This is a genomic window from Pseudomonas sp. BJP69 (assembly GCF_007633355.1).
GTDB classification, from domain to species: Bacteria; Pseudomonadota; Gammaproteobacteria; order Pseudomonadales; family Pseudomonadaceae; genus Aquipseudomonas; species Aquipseudomonas juntendi.
This window is the reverse complement of record NZ_CP041933.1, coordinates 4,029,090-4,044,552: the sequence shown is the minus strand read 5'-3', so window position 1 is coordinate 4,044,552 and position 15,463 is coordinate 4,029,090. Positions and strand designations below refer to the sequence as shown.

Here is a 15,463-nt window from a genome sequence, read left to right as displayed (position 1 = left end):
ACGGCGGGCACGGGGTATGGCGCATGCGGCAAGGGCGAGCGGGTGGGCTCCATGTTGTTCACCTTTTATGTTGGAGCAGCGGAAGGCGCGAGGGGGCGCGCAAAGTGGTGAAAATAAAAAACGATGGGTAGGTGGGTGTCAAGTTAAACATGACAAGACGTTACAACATTGAAATATTTATCGATATTAAGTGGATTTTATTCGGTTTTTACGCGGTTTTTTGCGGTTCTGATCAATTTGTGTGTTCGAAAAAATCAACGATTCGGTCATGTGGTCAATCGGTTTGTTAGATGCTTCCGAAAGGCAGGATTTCGGCACTTTGGCCTGCGTCCCGTGCCTGCGGGGGTGATATTCTTCGTACTCTGTGTGGCCCGTGGCCGCCTACCCAGCCCTTACGGACAGCAATCGGTTCAATTCATGAAGAAATCAGTTGGCATTCTTTCCGGCCTGGCGGTTGCCATCGCCGTCGCAACCACCGCTGGCGCCTGGTACACCGGCAAGCAGTTGCCAGCCGAGCTGGACAACGCGCTTGCCCGCAGCAACGCCGAGCTGCAAAAGGCCCTGGTCACCACCGGTGGCAGCCTGCGTATCGAGCGGGTGTCGCTGGAGCAGCACTTCTTCAGCAGTACTGCCCAGTACCGGCTCAAGGCCCGCGACATCAACGTGGGTGAAGGCGAGGTGATCAACTTCGACGTGGGCGTGACCGACCACATCGAGCACGGCCCATTCCCCTGGTCGCGGGTCAAGGCGCTGAAGCTGGTGCCGGTGATGGCCGTCAGCAACAGCACGTTGCAGAAGGACGATGCCGTCGCGCCTTGGTTCGACGCTGCTGGCGGCAAGGTGCCGCTCAGCGCGCAGACCAGCCTGGGTTACGGGGGGGATGTGGTCAGCCGGATTCAACTGGCGCCGCTCAAGCTCGACAAGGCAGACGGCAACCGCCTCGATTTTTCGGGGATGCAACTGGAGGTCAGTGGCGACAAGGACGGCAAGGCCTCCAAGTTCCACGGCCATGCCGACCGTTTGCTGATGAAGCTGGTGAACGACGACCAGCCACCGGCCACATTCGAGCTTCAGGGCCTCAAGCTTGGTGGCAACCTGGCGGCCACGCCGTACGACAATATCTACGTGGGCAACGTCGACCTGTTGTTGGCCGAGGCCAAGGTCACGCTAGGGCCAAAACAGCAGGTCCTGCTGGTCAAGGGCGTGGAGCAGTATGCCCTGCAGAGTCTTGAAACCCCCGACACCGTGGGCGGCCGCGTGGAGTACAAGGTCGGGGACATCAGTTGGGACGGCCGCGCGGTGGGCAAGGCGCAAATGGCGGTCAGCATCACCTCGGTCAATGCCCCGGCGCTGCAGGCCTTGTCGAAGTGGTACCAGTCGCACCTGCCGGAGTTCGAAGCTGCCGCTGCTGCCGGCCAGCCGGTGCCGCAAATCCAGATGGACGACGCTGAAAAGGCCCGCTTCCAGGGCGACCTGCGGCAACTGCTGGCGGCCAAGCCCAAGGTGGCGGTGGAAAACCTGTCGTTCAAGACCGCCAACGGCGAGAGCCGCTTCAACCTGGCGATGGACTTCGCCGCGCCGGCCAGCTTCGACCTGCCGCCGGACCAACTGAGCAAACAGGTCGTCACCGAGGTGAAGAGCAAGCTCTCGCTGTCCAAACCCATGATTGGCGACCTGGCGACACTGCAAGCGCTGCTCGATGGCCAAACCGATGCCCAGGCGATCGCCATGCAGTCGGGGCAGGCCGGGGAGATGGTCGGCATGATGGCCGTGCAGAGCGGCCTGGCCACCGTGCAGGGCGATGATGTGGTCAGCAGCCTGCACTATGCCGATGGCATGGTCGATTTCAATGGGCAGAAGATGACCGTGGAAGAATTCGCCATGCTGATGGCCGCGCACCTCGCAGCGCTGTCGCCGCGGGGGTGATCGTTATCCGGCGCTGGTCTCCTGGTGGCTTCACCCGCGAACAGGCCAGCGCCGGCAACACAAAAACCCCTTTAGTAATCGCTGGATTCTCTGTAGCCTTCGGCCTCCGATAATAATCCGCGCCCGCAGAGGGCCGTGGCGGCCTGCGCCGTCCGGCACCCTTAGCCGATCTGTCAGGGCCGGGTGATACACTCGATTTGATGCGCACGCGCGCCTGCAGGTCCAGCGATCATGACCCAGATTTCCGAACGCCTGTTGGTTCAGGCCCACCTCGACGCCAAGCAGCCCAACCCGCTGACAGCCGAGCAGGAGGCCGAATACCGTGCGGCCATCGCTGCCGAGCTCAAGGCCCAGAACGCTGTGCTGGTCGCCCATTATTACTGCGACCCGGTCATTCAGGCGCTGGCCGAAGAAACCGGCGGCTGCGTGTCCGACTCGCTGGAAATGGCCCGCTTTGGCAAGAACCACCCAGCCGAAACGGTGATCGTGGCCGGTGTGCGCTTCATGGGCGAAACGGCAAAAATCCTCACCCCGGAAAAGCGCGTGCTGATGCCGACCCTGGAGGCCACCTGTTCGCTCGACCTGGGCTGCCCGGTCGAAGCGTTTTCGGCGTTCTGCGACCAGCACCCGGAGCGTACCGTGGTGGTGTATGCCAATACCTCCGCTGCGGTGAAGGCCCGTGCCGACTGGGTAGTGACCTCCAGCTGCGCACTGGAAATCGTCGAGAGCCTGATGGACAACGGCGAAACCATCATCTGGGGCCCGGACCAGCACTTGGGCCGTTACATCCAGAAGCAGACCGGTGCCGACATGCTGTTGTGGGACGGTGCCTGTATCGTCCATGAAGAATTCAAGTCGCGCCAGTTGGCCGACATGAAGGCGTTGTACCCGGACGCCGCCATCCTCGTGCACCCCGAATCACCGGAAGCGGTGATCGAGTTGGCGGATGCGGTGGGGTCCACCAGCCAGTTGATCAAGGCCGCGCAGACCTTGCCGAACAAGACCTTCATCGTTGCTACCGACCGCGGCATCTTCTACAAGATGCAGCAGTTGTGCCCGGACAAGGTATTCGTCGAAGCGCCTACTGCCGGCAACGGCGCCGCCTGCCGCAGCTGCGCGCACTGCCCGTGGATGGCCATGAACACCCTCGAGCGCGTGCTGCACTGCCTGCGCAATGGGGGGGATGAGATTTTTGTCGACCCCGCGTTGGTGCCCAAGGCGATCAAGCCATTGAACCGCATGCTGGACTTCACCCAGGCGGCGCGGCTCAAGCTTTCCGGTAACGCCTGAGATTGCCGGAAGCCGCTCGGCGGCCCCAGCACAGCCACTGCGTCGCCTGCTTCTTAAAGCTCACGCTACCGATGTAGGCGCAACTGTCTTTCTGAAAAATTGAAAAGCCTGCGCGATTCATTGTGGGAGCGGGCACGCCCGCTCCCACGCCGGCAACGCCGGTGCCCGTAGCGGCATTGTGTCGCGATGGACCTCAAGCGGCTTATAGCCAGCCCGACCTCTTGAAACTGGCATACAACCCGGTACACCCCGCAGCAATCACCCCCAACACCGCAAAATAGCCGTAATGCCAGCTCAGCTCCGGCATATTCTGGAAGTTCATCCCATACACCCCGGCGATCGCCGTGGGGAACGCCAGGATCGCCGCCCACGCGGCAAACTTGCGTTGCACGATGCTTTGCCGTGACGACTCCAGGAACATGCCGATCTCGATGGTCTGGCTGGCAATGTCGCGAATGCCCGACAAGTCCTCCATCTGCCGTGTGACGTGGATTTGCACATCACGAAAATACGGGCGCATGTTCTTGTCGATAAACGGGAAGCTCAGGCGCTGCAGCTCTTCGCTGACCTCAACCATGGGCGCCACGTAGCGGCGCAGGCGCAGGATATCGCGGCGCAGGCTGTGCAGGCGGCGAATGTCGTCCTCTTGCAGTGAGCCACCCAGCACGCTCTGCTCCAGCGCTTCGATCTCGCCATGGATGGCTTCGCTGACTGGCTGGTAGTTTTCGGTGACGAAGTCGAGCAGGGCGTACAGCACGAAGTCCTCACCGTGCTCCAGCAGCAAGGGCCGAGCCTCGCAGCGCTGGCGCACCATGGCATAGGATTTGGAGTGGCCGTTGCGGCAGGTGATGATGTAGCCGTTGCCGGCGAAGATGTGGGTTTCGATGAACTCCAGCTTGCCTTCGTGACGTACCGGCGAGTATGTGACGATGAACAGCGCGTCGCCGAATGTCTCGAGCTTGGGCCGGCTGTGCTTTTCCAGGGCATCCTCAATGGCCAGTTCGTGCAGGTTGAACTGGCATTGCAGGGTGGCCAGTTCCTCGGCGTTGGGCTCTTCCAGGCCGATCCAGACAAAATGCCCAGGCTTGCGTGCCCACTCGCTGCCCTCGTCGATGCTGATGTTGGTGACCTTCCGGCCGGCGCTGTACACCGCTGACGCCACTACTCGACCCATGGTTGCCCGCTTATTCCGGTTGAACACGGTTCATAGCTTGGGCTGTAGACGGCTGAAGAGCAACCTAGCCCTTGCCCAGTTCCCCTTCCATGCGCTCGATGCACTGTTGCATCTGCACACGGCACTGCTCCATCAGTGCTGGCAGGTCCTGCTGGGTCAGGCCCGCGGTGGCAATGGGCGGCAGCGAGCGCACGATCACGGTGCGGCGGCGCCAGCTGTTCAGGCTCAGGCGCCGGGCATAGCGGCTGACGCACACTGGCACGATCGGCACGCCGGCCTCGATGGCCATGTGAAACGCGCCTTTCTTGAACGCCAGCAACTGCTCGCCGGCATTGCGTGTGCCTTCGGGGAAAATCCAGATAGAGGTGTCGTTCTGCAGCACCCGGGTGGTCTTCTGCAGGGCCTTGCGCGCCTGGTAGGCATTGTTGCGGTCGACCAACACGTTGCCGCCCAGCCAGAACAGCTGACCGAACAACGGTATCCAGCCCAGGCTTTTCTTGCCGATGGCGACCGTGCGCTGCGGCACCACCTGGCCCAGCACGAACAGATCGAAGTTGGACTGGTGGTTGGCCACGATCACGCAACCGGGCGGTTGGTCCCACAGCGGGCCGACCTCGGCCTTGACCTTGATGCGCAGCAGCCAGGTGGCCGGCCGGCTGTAAAGGCGGGCGAACAGGCGGCTGTTGTCGGGGTTGAAGGGGCGGCACAAGCCAATGGCCAGGCCCAGGACGCCAACAGCGAGAAAGTGCAGCGCCAGCAGGAGCATGCGCAATGAATAAAGCATGGTACGACTCACACCAGACAGTCGCTGGGCAGTGTACGGCTGTGCACTGGTTGGGGCAAATACCGGTATCAGCCTGTGCTGGCCACTTCGCGGGTGAGCCCGCCCCTGCGCGGGATCAGGTACGCCCGACCCGCGTAGCGGCCAGCAGGGTCAACCCATAGGCTGCTGGTCCAGTTGTATGGCGGTGTCCAAGGCCTCGAGCAGCCCTTTGCGCACCTTCAGCTTGGTGTTCTTGTGCGCCAGCATGTTCAGTTTCTTCAATTCCCGCGCCACGTTCAGCGCCGCTTCCTGCAGTTGTTCGGCGGGCACCACCTTGTCGAGGAAGCCGGCATCCACCGCCGCATGCGGGTCAAACACTTCGGCGTTGATCACCGACCGGTGGAAGGCCGAGCGGCGCAGACGGTCGCGGGCCAGTTCGATGCCAGCGTGGTGCATGGTCATGCCGATCTGCACTTCGTTCAGGCAGATCTTGTACGGCCCTTCGACGCCAATGCGGTAGTCGGCCGACAGCAGCAGGAAGGCGCCCTTGGCCACGGCATTGCCCGGGCAGGCGACCACCACCGGGAAGGGGTGAGCCAGCAGGCGGCGGGCGAGGGTGGACCCGGCGGTGACCAGGCTGACGGCTTCCTGTGGGCCGCGGGTCATCACCTTGAGGTCGTAGCCGCCCGACAGAATGCCCGGCTGCCCGGTGATGATCACCACTGCGCGGGCCTCGGCGGCGCGGTCCAGCGCGGCATTGAACGCGCTGACTACCTCCGGCGAGATGGCATTGACCTTGCCGTTGTTCAGGGTCAGGGTGGCGATGCCGTCTTCGGCGTGGTAGGTAATCAGCTCGCTCATGGCAGAGTCCTTTTGTTGGCGTGGCACCGACGTTACCCAGCGCGATGGGCAAGGTAAAGCAGCAAGGCTGACTGGTCGGTCAGCGCCCAGCCGGGCTCTGGTGCAAATACATGAAAAAACTGAAAAAAATGCTTGCCAAAGGGGAGCGCTTTCACTAAATTAGCGCACCTCGACGGGCCGCAAGGCTTGAAGAGAAACGGTGAAGTGTCCGAGTGGTCGAAGGAGCACGCCTGGAAAGTGTGTATACGAGAAATCGTATCAAGGGTTCAAATCCCTTCTTCACCGCCACATTCTACGAAAAGCCCCCGTGCTGAACAGCCCGGGGGCTTTTTGTTTCAAGGCCCACAGGGCCGGCTGCACAGCCCCTGTGGCAGCGGGCATGCCGGCGATGGGCCGCAAGCGGCCCTGAATATCAGAAACTGACCGAAGCTGACAGCCGGGCAGTGCGCGGCGCGCCCTGGAACAGGTAGTTGTCCCCCAGGTAGTCGCCCACATCACGCCAGTAACGCTTGTCGAACAGGTTGTCCACCGTCAGCCGCAGGACAGTGTCATACCCGCCGACCCGCGTGCGGTAGCGGCTGCCTACATCGAATACCGTGTACCCACCAACCGCCACATTCCCCGCCTGGCTCGCATACTTGCTGGCGCTGTAGCGTGCGCCGCCCAGCAGCGCCAAGCCTGCGACCGGCAGGGTGTATTCGGCGTGCAGGGCTGCGCGCAAGCGTGGCACGTTGATCGCCTGGTGCCCTTCATAGTCGGGCGTGCCGCTGTCCTGCACCCGCGCCCGAATGGCCGCTGCGCTGGCTTGCACCTGCAGCCTGCGGGTCAGCCAGCCGCTGGCACCCAGTTCCAGGCCGATGTTCTTCTGCTGGCCTTGCTGCACGTAAGTGAAGCTGCCGGCGCCGTCGGGGCGCGCATACTGGTAGGCCTGGCGAATCTGAAACAGCGCGGCGCTGAGGCTCAGCGCCTGCCAGTCGTGCTTGAGGCCCAGCTCCAGCTGGTGTGACGTTGTCGGCGCGAGGATTTCGGCGGCGTTGCTGGCGAACCAGGGCGCCGTCCCGCCAGCGGACAACCCCTTGGCGTAGCTGGCATACACGGTGGTCTCCGGCTGCGGCTTGTAGATGAGCGCAGCATTGGGCAGCAGCTGGTATTGGCGGGTATGGCGCCCGGCAACGCCGGTCTCGTCCCAGGTCTGTTCGTCCAGGCGTACCTCACGGGCACCCAGCACGGTTTGCCATTGGTCGTTGAAACGGATGCTGTCGTTGACGAACAGGCCGTACTGGCGGCTGTCCAGGCGGCGCTGGCTGGCGCCAAGCGGCTGGTCGGACGGCTCGAAAGCCGGGGCCCCGGTGTCGATGTTGCCGGTACCCAGCCACGCGTTGTAATACGGGCGCTGGTCCAGCGTACGCCGCTGGGCGCTGCTGCCCACGGTCAGTTCGTGGCCCACCCCCAAGCCATCGAAGCGCCCGGTGAGCAAGGCCTGGGCCTCGTCGGTGCGGCGGGTGTCGTCTGGGCTGCGGTAGTCGTAGATGTCGTAATCACCCGTGCTGCCGAAGTACGCGCCTTCACTCGAGCCCCAGGCAAACGCGCTGTAGTCATCGATCACCACCTTGCTGCGCGAAGCGCTGAGGGTGCCGGTCCAGCTGTCGTTGAAGCGGTATTCGAAGCGCCCGCCCAGGTTCAGCGAGTCGTTCTGCACCGGCTTTGCCCAGTGCTGGTAGGCCAGCCGGTCATCCGGGTCGATGCCGTGCGGCACTACGCTGCCGCCGAGCAACTGGTAACCGGGCACCGAGCGCTGTTCGCGGTGCTGGTATTCAGCGTCCAGCTGCAGGGTGGCGTCGGGGCTGATCTGCCAGTCGAAGGCCAGCGAGGCGAAGTTGCGCTGGCCATCGGCATGGTCGACGTACGAGCGCAGGTCTTCATGGGCCAGGTTGGCGCGCAGGCCGAACTGCTGTTCGCTGCCAAACCAGCCGCCAAGGTCGGTGGCCAGGTAGCGCTCGCCCTGTTCGTTGGTCGACAGCGTAAGGCTGCGCACCGCTTCAGCGCGCTTGGTCACGTAGTTGATCAAGCCGCCGGGGGCCGCTACGCCGCTCTGAAGCCCGGACAGCCCCTTGAGCAGTTCCACCTGCTGCTTGTTCTCCAGGGCCACGCTCTGTTCGCCGGCGATGGTCTGGCCGTTGATGCGGTAGCTGCTGGCCGCGTTCAGCGCAAAGCCCCGCACATTGAAGTTTTCGTAGTAACCGATGGGGGCATAGCTTTCGCCAACCGACGCGTCGCTTTGCAGCACCTGGCTGAGCATGCGCACCTGGCGGTCTTCCAGCAGTGGCTGGCTGAACACACTGATCGAAGCCGGGGTGTCGAGCAGAGGGGCGGGCTGGAAGCCACCCACTGCAGCCTCGCTGGCCTGGTAGCCGTCGTTGGCGTAGGTATCGACGACCTGCACCGGGGCCAGCAGCACGCTGCCCTGGGCGAGCACGACAGGGCACTGCAAGGCCAGGCCCAGGCCGAGCAGGCTCAGGGGCAGGCGGGGAGGACGCGGGGGCATGCGGGGGCTCCTGAAGGCGCGACAGGCCGGCAAAAAGGCGGCATCTTACCAGCCGCCTTGACCCCAAGACGATTCACGCGTTGCGCCACGCTGTCAGGCAGATGCGCCTGGCCGTTGTGCTGGCGCCAGTTGCCGTCGATTGTCGACCAGGTATCGCTGCCTGTAACAGGCGCCTAGGCCGCCCCGGCGGAGGTGCGAGCTTCGGTTTTACGCGCGGCAAGCAGCCATGCCAGCAATGCCAGGGCGCCGATGACCAACCCTGCCGCGACGATGCCCAGCCAGCCTTGGCGCTGGTACAGCTGCGTGCCTAACAAAGAGCCTAGCGCCCCGCCAATGAAGTAGCAGGTGATATACCCGGCGTTGAGCCGGGTACGCGCTTCGGGCCGCAGGGCGATCACGGCGTTCTGGTTGCTCACGTGGACCAGTTGCACCGCCAGGTCGAGCATCAGCACGCCCAGCAGCAAGGCCAGCAGTGACTGTTGGGCAAACCCCAGCGGTACCCACGACAGCAGCAGTACCACCAGGCCCACGGTGGTGCCCAACTGGCCCTTGCCCCGGTCGGCCAGGCGCCCGGCCCAGTTGGCCGACAGTGCACCGGCTGCACCCGCCAGGCCGAACAGGCCGATCACCGCATCTGAATAATGGTAAGGAGGGTTTGCCAGCAGGAATGCCAACGGTGTCCAGAACAGGGCGAACAAGCTGAATGCCAGCAGGCCCAGCAGCGAGCGCAGGCGCAGTACCGGCTCTTCCAGGAACAGGCGGAACACCGAGCCGATCAGCGCCGGGTACTTCAGCCCGGCATGGCTGTGGTGTTGCGGCAGGCTGCGGTACAGCGCCACGGCGGTGATCGCCATCAGCACGGCGGCCAGCACATAGATGCTGCGCCAGCCGCCCAGTTCGGCCATGAAGCCGGCCGCGGTGCGCGCCAGCAGAATGCCCAGCAGCAGCCCGCTCATCAGTGTGCCGACCGCACGGCCGCGCTGCTGCGGCTCGCTCAGCGAGGCAGCCATGGGCACCAGAATTTGTGCCACTACCGAGAACAGGCCGGTCAACGCCGTACCGAGGATCAGCCATGGCAGGCCAGGGGCACAGGCGCTGATGACCAGGCCGAGGGTGGCGATGACGGTCATCACGGTAATCAGCCGACGCTGCTCGAACAGGTCGCCTAGCGGTGCCAGCAGCAACAGGCCGGCGCCATAGCTGAGCTGCGCGGCAATCACAATGCTGCCGGCGCTGACGGTGCTCAGGCCGAATTGCTGGGCAATGCTGTGCAACAGCGGCTGGGCATAGTAGTTGCTGGCCACGGCCAGGCCGGTGGCGGTGGCCATCAGCAGGATCAGGGTGCGGCTGAGAGTAGGGGCGGGCATGTGTTTCTCGTAGCGGGCAGGAGCAAGAGGGGGATTATCGGCAAGCTCAGGGCACGGCACCAATGCATTTGCGGGGGCGGGTGGCGCTCGATCTACAGGGTGCCGCCACACCAACAGCGCAATCAGGCGGCAAAGCCACCGTCCACCGTCAAGCTGGCCCCCGTGATATACCCCGCTTCAGGCCCGGCCAGGTAGGCCACGAAGCTGGCAATCTCGTCCGCTTCGCCATACCGCCCGATTGCCATCAGCGGGATCAGGCTTTCGGCGAATTCGCCGCTGGCCGGGTTCATGTCGGTGTCCACCGGCCCTGGTTGCACGTTGTTCACGGTAATGCCCTGCGGCCCCAGGTCGCGCGCCATGCCGCGGGTCAGGCCGACCAGCGCCGACTTGCTCATGGCATAAGGCGCGCCGCCGGCAAATGGCATGCGCTCGGCATTGGTGCTGCCAATGTTGATGATGCGCCCGCCCTGGCCCATGTACCGCGCCGCAGCCTGGCTGGCGACAAAGACACTGCGTACGTTCACCGCCAACGTGCGGTCGAAATCGGCGAGGTCGAATTCGGTCAGCGGCGCGACCGTCAGTACCCCGGCATTGTTGACCAGGATATCCAGCCGGCCGAAGGCCTTCACGGTGTCATCCACGGCCAGCTGCACGGCAGCGGCATCGGCGCTGTCGGCGCGCAGGGCCAGGGCCTTGCCGCCGTTTTCGCCGATTTCCCGTGCCAGGTCTTGTGCCGGCCCGGCAGAGCTGACGTAGGTGAAGGCCACCTGCGCACCCTCGCGGGCCAGGCGCCGCACGATAGCCGCGCCTATACCCCGGGAACCGCCCTGTACCAGGGCCACCTTGCCTTCGAGTGTAAGTTGCTTGGACATGCTGATCTCCTGCTGGAAGCCAGGCTGGAATGCCTTGGATAGGCGCAGTATCGGCGCTTGATTACCTGCTGATAAGATGGCAATCACTATAAGCAGAGTAAACCTTTGGTTGCCAATCATGGCCATGGAATCGTTCAACGCGTTGGAATGCTTCATCCGCAGTGCCGAGGTGGGCAGCTTTGCCGAAGCGGCCAGGCGCTTGCGTATCACGCCCGCTGCCGTGGGCAAGCACGTTGCGCAGTTGGAGGCGCGCCTGGGGGTGCGGTTGTTCCAGCGTAGTACCCGCAAGCTGACCTTGACCGAAGCAGGGCAGCGTTTTCTTGGCGAGGTGAGCGACAGCTTTCGCACTATCCAGTATGCGGTGGCCAACCTGGCCAGTGCCGAAGGGCAACCGGCCGGGCTGCTGCGGGTCAGCATGGGCACGGTGTTCGGGCGTTTGTACGTGCTGCCCTTGCTGGGCGAGTTTCTGCGCCGCTACCCCGCCATTACCCCGGACTGGCATTTCGATAACCGCCAGGTCGACCTGATCGGCCAGGGCTTCGACGCGGCCATTGGCGGTGGTTTTGAACTGCCGCCGGGGGTGGTGGCGCGCAAGTTGACCCCGGCGCACCGGGTGCTGGTGGCCGCGCCGGCGTACCTGCAGCGGCATGCGCAGATTGCTGAGCCGCCCGTGTTGCAGCGCCATGACGGCATTCTTATCCGCTCGCCGCAGACCGGGCGGGTGCGCTCGTGGCCGTTGACCAGCCGCTGGCAGGCACAGCAGCCATTGCTGTTGCGCCAGGCCATGACCATGAGCGATTCGGACGCTGCCTGCGCGGTGGCCGAGCAGGGGCTGGGGATTGCGCTGGTGAGTTTGCCGTTCGCGGTGCCCTACCTGCAGGCCGGTCGGTTGCAGCGGGTGTTGCCGGACTGGTATGTGGACGATGGGCATATCAGCCTGTATTTCGCCGAGCACAAGCTGTTGCCGGGCAAGACCCGTGCATTCGTCGATTTCATCGTCGAGCAGTTCACTGAGCAGGGTCTTGCCGGGCGTTTCGATGCCCTGCACCGTTTGTAGGCGTGCGGGGCGTGTTCAGGCAACATCAACGATGAACAGTACCTGCGCCCCCAGGCTCACCTCATCATCCACCCGCTTACCCAGCAATACTTGCCCCAGCGGCGAGCGCGGCGTGATCACTGTCACCAGCCCGTCTGCTGCGGCAATCTTCAGGCCGGCAGCCTCAGGCCCCAGAAACACCCGGCGTTGTTCGCCAGTTTCATCCTCCAGGGTCACCAGGTTGCTCATCTGCACCCCGCGCGCTGGGTCGTAGTCGCGCAGCAGCAGTTGCTGGTAGATCAGCAGCGCCTGGCGGATTTGCGCACTGCGTCGGGCTTGCCCGGTGGCCAGGTACGAGGCCTCCAGGCCCAGGGTGTCGTACTTGTTCTCGGCGATGTTCTCTTCCGCCGTGGCGGCTTCATAGGCGGTTTGGGCCGCACGGGTCAGCACGTCTAGGTCATGTTCCAGGGTGGCGACGATCTGTGCCAGCAGGTGGTGCTTGCGCGTGGTCAATAACAGAACTCCAGCACGTTGGCCTGGCTTTTGTCGGTAGGTGCAGTGCGATTCTGTTGCAGCCAGAACTGGCACTTGGGGCTGTTCAGGTTGCGCGGGTTACCCTGCGCAGCCTCAGCGGCCTGTTGTTGTTCCTGTTGCTGCAGCATGTGCTTGTAGCGCTCGAACATTTCAGCTTGCGCGTCGGCCGGTTGCACCGGTGCCGGTGCTGGTGCCACGGCCGGGGCCGCGGCTTGCCGCTCGGGCGGGAGCGGCCACAGTTGATGGGCCAGCAGCAGGCTAAGGGCAATCGCCATTGCGCCAAGCCATAGGCCCAAAGCCACGCACAGTATCAACTGCAACGGCTTCAGGGTGATGGTCAGTTCACGGTGGCGGGGCATGGCAGCCTCCTTGGCAAAGTGGGCGGGGTGCATTGTCGCATGCTGTCGGGCAGAATCCGCGTTTTTACGCAAGTTAAAGGGAACGGCGCATGAAAGCCACCTGGGACATCTTCTGCAGCGTGGTCGACAACTACGGCGATATTGGCGTGACCTGGCGCCTGGCCCGGCAGTTGGTGGCCGAGCATGGCCTGGCGGTGCGCCTGTGGGTGGATGATCTCAACGCCTTCACGCCGATGTGCCCCGGCGCCGACGCCAACGCGGCGCAGCAGTGGCAGCAGGGTGTGGAGGTACGCCAGTGGCCGGCGGCCTGGTTGCCGGTAGCGCCTGCCGATGTGGTGATCGGTGCCTTCGCCTGCCAGTTGCCAGCGGCTTATGTCGAGGCCATGCGGGTCTGCCCCCGGCCACCCCTGTGGTTGAACCTTGAATACCTCAGTGCCGAGGATTGGGTAGCGGGTTGCCATGGTCTGCCGTCGCCGCAGGCAAATGGCTTGCGCAAAGTGTTCTTCTTCCCCGGCTTCACCGAAAACACCGGTGGCCTGCTGCGCGAGGCTGAGCTGCTGGCCCGGCGCGACGCGTTGCAACAGTCGGCTGCTGCCCGGCAGGCGTTCCTGCAGGGGTTGGCTGTAAGCCCAGCGCCCGGGGCTCTGCTGATCAGCCTGTTCGCCTATGAAAACCCGCAACTGGGCAACTGGCTCGAGGCCTTGGCTGCCGGTGACCAAGCCTGCCACCTGCTGGTGCCGCAAGGCCGTGTGGTCGCCGGCCTCAGCCACTGGCTCGGCGAGGCGCCGCTGCAGGTCGGGCAGGTGCGCACGCGTGGTGCGCTGACCGTGCAGGTGTTGCCGTTCGTCAGCCAGGATGATTTCGATCGGCTGCTGTGGTGCTGCGACTTCAATGCGGTGCGGGGCGAGGATTCGTTCGTGCGGGCGCAGTGGGCCGGGCAGCCCATGTTGTGGCACATCTACGTGCAGGACGAGAATGCTCACTGGGAAAAGCTCGAAGCGTTCCTGGCGCTTTATCGACGCGGCTTGTCAGCCGATGCCGGCGCCGCGTTGCTGGGCCTGTGGCGGGCCTGGAACATGGACCAGGACATGGGCCAGGCCTGGCAGGAAGCCCGCCAGTATTGGCCGGAACTGCAGCAGCACGCCCGGTGCTGGGCGGCGCAACAGGCCGCTCAGCCGGACCTTGCCACGGCGCTAGTACACTTTTATGGAAATTCGCTATGATATGCGGCCTCGATTTTTATAAATCCATCCAGATTCGGATACTTCGTAATGAAAACTGGTAAAGAACTGAAACCCGGTACCGTGCTGCGCATCGACAACGACCCGTGGCTGGTTCAAAAAGCTGAGTTCACCAAGTCGGGCCGTAACAGCGCGATCATGAAAACCAAGCTGAAGAACCTGCTGACCGGCTACAAGACCGAAACCGTATACGGTGCAGACGACAAGCTGGACGACGTCATCCTGGACCGCAAAGAAGCGACCCTGTCGTTCATCAACGGTGACGAGTACACCTTCATGGACACCAGCGACTACACCATGTACGAGCTGAACGCCGAAGACATCGAAGCTGTTCTGCCTTACATCGAAGAAGGCATGGAAGACGTCTGCGAAGCCGTGTTCTTCGAAGGCCGCCTGGTATCGGTTGAACTGCCGACCACCATCAGCCGTCAGGTTGTCTACACCGAGAACGCTGCGCGCGGCGACACCTCGGGCAAGGTCATGAAGCCTGCCAAATTGAAGAACGGTACCGAGATTTCGGTTGCCGACTTCATCCAGATCGACGAGTGGATCGACATCGACACCCGCGACAACAGCTTCAAGGGCCGTTCCAAGAAGTAATGCTTCTTGTGAAAGGCAAAAAACCCGGCTTCGGCCGGGTTTTTTTGTGTCTGCCAGTTGTGCATCACTGCACCTGCAGGGCAGGCTTAAACGGCTACGTGCAGCCGCACATCCACATTGCCGCGGGTGGCATTGGTTTCCACCAGCGCTTCGGCCGTTCCAACGAAGTAATGCTTTTTGTGAAAGGCAAAAAAAACCGGCTTCGGCCTGATGCCTGTCAGTTAAGCGTTAGTGGGGCTGCTTTGCAGCCCTTCGCGGGCACGCCCGCTCCCACACGTTTGGCGCTGAACTCAAGAGATGCGCTATCCCCCTGTGGGAGCGGGCGTGCCCGCGAAGGGTCGCAAAGCGGCCCCAAATTGCTTAACTGACTGGCATTAGGCTTCGGCCGGGTTTTTTTGTGTCTGCCAAGTGTGCATCACTGCACCTGCAGGGCAGGTTTAGACGGCTACGTGCAGCCGTACATCCACATTACCGCGGGTGGCGTTGGAGTACGGGCACACCTTGTGCGCCTTTTCCACCAGCGCTTCGGCGTCGGCCTGGGCCAGGCCGGGCAGGTTGATGTGCAGATCGATGTCCAGGCCGAAACCGCCCGGAATCTGGCCAATCCCCACCTTGGCGGTGATCGAAGCATCGGCCGGCAAAGCTTTTTTCTCTTGCCCTGCCACGAACTTCAAGGCGCCGATGAAGCACGCCGAGTAGCCGGCGGCAAACATCTGCTCAGGGTTGGTGCCGTCACCGCCAGCCCCACCCAGCTCTTTCGGGGTGCTCAGCTTGACGTCCAGCTTGCCGTCGCTGGAACGGGATTTACCGTCGCGCCCACCGGTGGAGGTAGCTTCTGCGATGTACAGCGGAGTGACCTTTTGCATCTTGAGCCTCGCTAATGCGCTGTGCGCTC

Annotated in this window: 14 protein-coding genes and 1 tRNA gene; 6 read left to right on the top strand and 9 right to left on the bottom strand. The window is 63.4% G+C overall.

Annotated elements, in window-relative coordinates; translation table 11 throughout:
• Positions 1 to 417: 417 nt before the first annotated feature.
• Both FPB55_RS18885 and nadA read left to right on the top strand, forming a co-directional pair.
• On the top strand, positions 418 to 1,926 hold the full coding sequence (locus FPB55_RS18885; protein ID WP_115294557.1) for a YdgA family protein: 1,509 nt from the start codon (positions 418 to 420) through the stop codon (positions 1,924 to 1,926).
• A gap of 231 nt (positions 1,927 to 2,157) precedes the next feature.
• The gene (nadA, locus tag FPB55_RS18880) at positions 2,158 to 3,216 is read left to right on the top strand and encodes a quinolinate synthase NadA (protein WP_009684090.1); all 1,059 of its coding nucleotides are present in this window, start codon (positions 2,158 to 2,160) and stop codon (positions 3,214 to 3,216) included.
• A gap of 202 nt (positions 3,217 to 3,418) precedes the next feature.
• Here the strand turns inward: nadA and FPB55_RS18875 are convergent, their stop codons facing one another.
• From FPB55_RS18875 to FPB55_RS18865, 3 genes are all read right to left on the bottom strand, one after another.
• On the bottom strand, positions 3,419 to 4,390 hold the full coding sequence (locus FPB55_RS18875; RefSeq protein WP_009684091.1) for a magnesium and cobalt transport protein CorA: 972 nt from the start codon (positions 4,388 to 4,390) through the stop codon (positions 3,419 to 3,421).
• Positions 4,391 to 4,454: 64 nt separating this feature from the next.
• On the bottom strand, positions 4,455 to 5,174 hold the full coding sequence (locus FPB55_RS18870; RefSeq protein ID WP_115294556.1) for a 1-acylglycerol-3-phosphate O-acyltransferase: 720 nt from the start codon (positions 5,172 to 5,174) through the stop codon (positions 4,455 to 4,457).
• A 150-nt stretch (positions 5,175 to 5,324) separates the two neighbouring features.
• Positions 5,325 to 6,014: a crotonase/enoyl-CoA hydratase family protein gene (locus FPB55_RS18865; RefSeq protein ID WP_144189030.1), complete on the bottom strand. Its 690-nt coding sequence runs from the start codon at positions 6,012 to 6,014 to the stop codon at positions 5,325 to 5,327.
• 198 nt (positions 6,015 to 6,212) lie between these two features.
• Here FPB55_RS18865 and FPB55_RS18860 point away from each other — a divergent pair.
• Positions 6,213 to 6,302 (top strand) — tRNA-Ser (locus FPB55_RS18860).
• Positions 6,303 to 6,426: 124 nt separating this feature from the next.
• Here the strand turns inward: FPB55_RS18860 and FPB55_RS18855 are convergent.
• From FPB55_RS18855 to FPB55_RS18845, 3 genes are all read right to left on the bottom strand, one after another.
• Positions 6,427 to 8,559: a TonB-dependent siderophore receptor gene (locus FPB55_RS18855; RefSeq protein WP_115294555.1), complete on the bottom strand. Its 2,133-nt coding sequence runs from the start codon at positions 8,557 to 8,559 to the stop codon at positions 6,427 to 6,429.
• Positions 8,560 to 8,732: 173 nt separating this feature from the next.
• Positions 8,733 to 9,926: an MFS transporter gene (locus FPB55_RS18850; RefSeq protein ID WP_009685216.1), complete on the bottom strand. Its 1,194-nt coding sequence runs from the start codon at positions 9,924 to 9,926 to the stop codon at positions 8,733 to 8,735.
• Between the two features lie 122 nt (positions 9,927 to 10,048).
• Positions 10,049 to 10,798, bottom strand: coding sequence for a 3-oxoacyl-ACP reductase family protein (locus FPB55_RS18845; protein ID WP_144189028.1), 750 nt, complete (start codon positions 10,796 to 10,798; stop codon positions 10,049 to 10,051).
• 118 nt (positions 10,799 to 10,916) lie between these two features.
• Here FPB55_RS18845 and FPB55_RS18840 point away from each other — a divergent pair, with 118 nt between their 5' ends.
• The gene (locus tag FPB55_RS18840; protein ID WP_115294553.1) at positions 10,917 to 11,855 is read left to right on the top strand and encodes a LysR family transcriptional regulator; all 939 of its coding nucleotides are present in this window, start codon (positions 10,917 to 10,919) and stop codon (positions 11,853 to 11,855) included.
• 15 nt (positions 11,856 to 11,870) lie between these two features.
• On the opposite strand, the gene FPB55_RS18835 is transcribed toward FPB55_RS18840, so the two are convergent.
• The gene (locus FPB55_RS18835) at positions 11,871 to 12,347 is read right to left on the bottom strand and encodes a GreA/GreB family elongation factor (RefSeq protein ID WP_144189026.1); all 477 of its coding nucleotides are present in this window, start codon (positions 12,345 to 12,347) and stop codon (positions 11,871 to 11,873) included.
• On the bottom strand, positions 12,344 to 12,727 hold the full coding sequence (locus FPB55_RS18830; RefSeq protein WP_144189024.1) for a hypothetical protein: 384 nt from the start codon (positions 12,725 to 12,727) through the stop codon (positions 12,344 to 12,346). Before FPB55_RS18830 ends, FPB55_RS18835 begins: the two co-directional genes overlap by 4 nt.
• An 89-nt stretch (positions 12,728 to 12,816) precedes the next feature.
• Here FPB55_RS18830 and earP point away from each other — a divergent pair, with 89 nt between their 5' ends.
• Positions 12,817 to 13,950, top strand: coding sequence for an elongation factor P maturation arginine rhamnosyltransferase EarP (earP, locus tag FPB55_RS18825; RefSeq protein WP_144189022.1), 1,134 nt, complete (start codon positions 12,817 to 12,819; stop codon positions 13,948 to 13,950).
• Between the two features lie 48 nt (positions 13,951 to 13,998).
• Positions 13,999 to 14,568: an elongation factor P gene (gene efp / locus FPB55_RS18820; protein WP_023535349.1), complete on the top strand. Its 570-nt coding sequence runs from the start codon at positions 13,999 to 14,001 to the stop codon at positions 14,566 to 14,568.
• 437 nt (positions 14,569 to 15,005) lie between these two features.
• Here the strand turns inward: efp and FPB55_RS18815 are convergent, their stop codons facing one another.
• On the bottom strand, positions 15,006 to 15,434 hold the full coding sequence (locus FPB55_RS18815; protein WP_009685224.1) for an organic hydroperoxide resistance protein: 429 nt from the start codon (positions 15,432 to 15,434) through the stop codon (positions 15,006 to 15,008).
• Positions 15,435 to 15,463 lie beyond the last annotated feature (29 nt).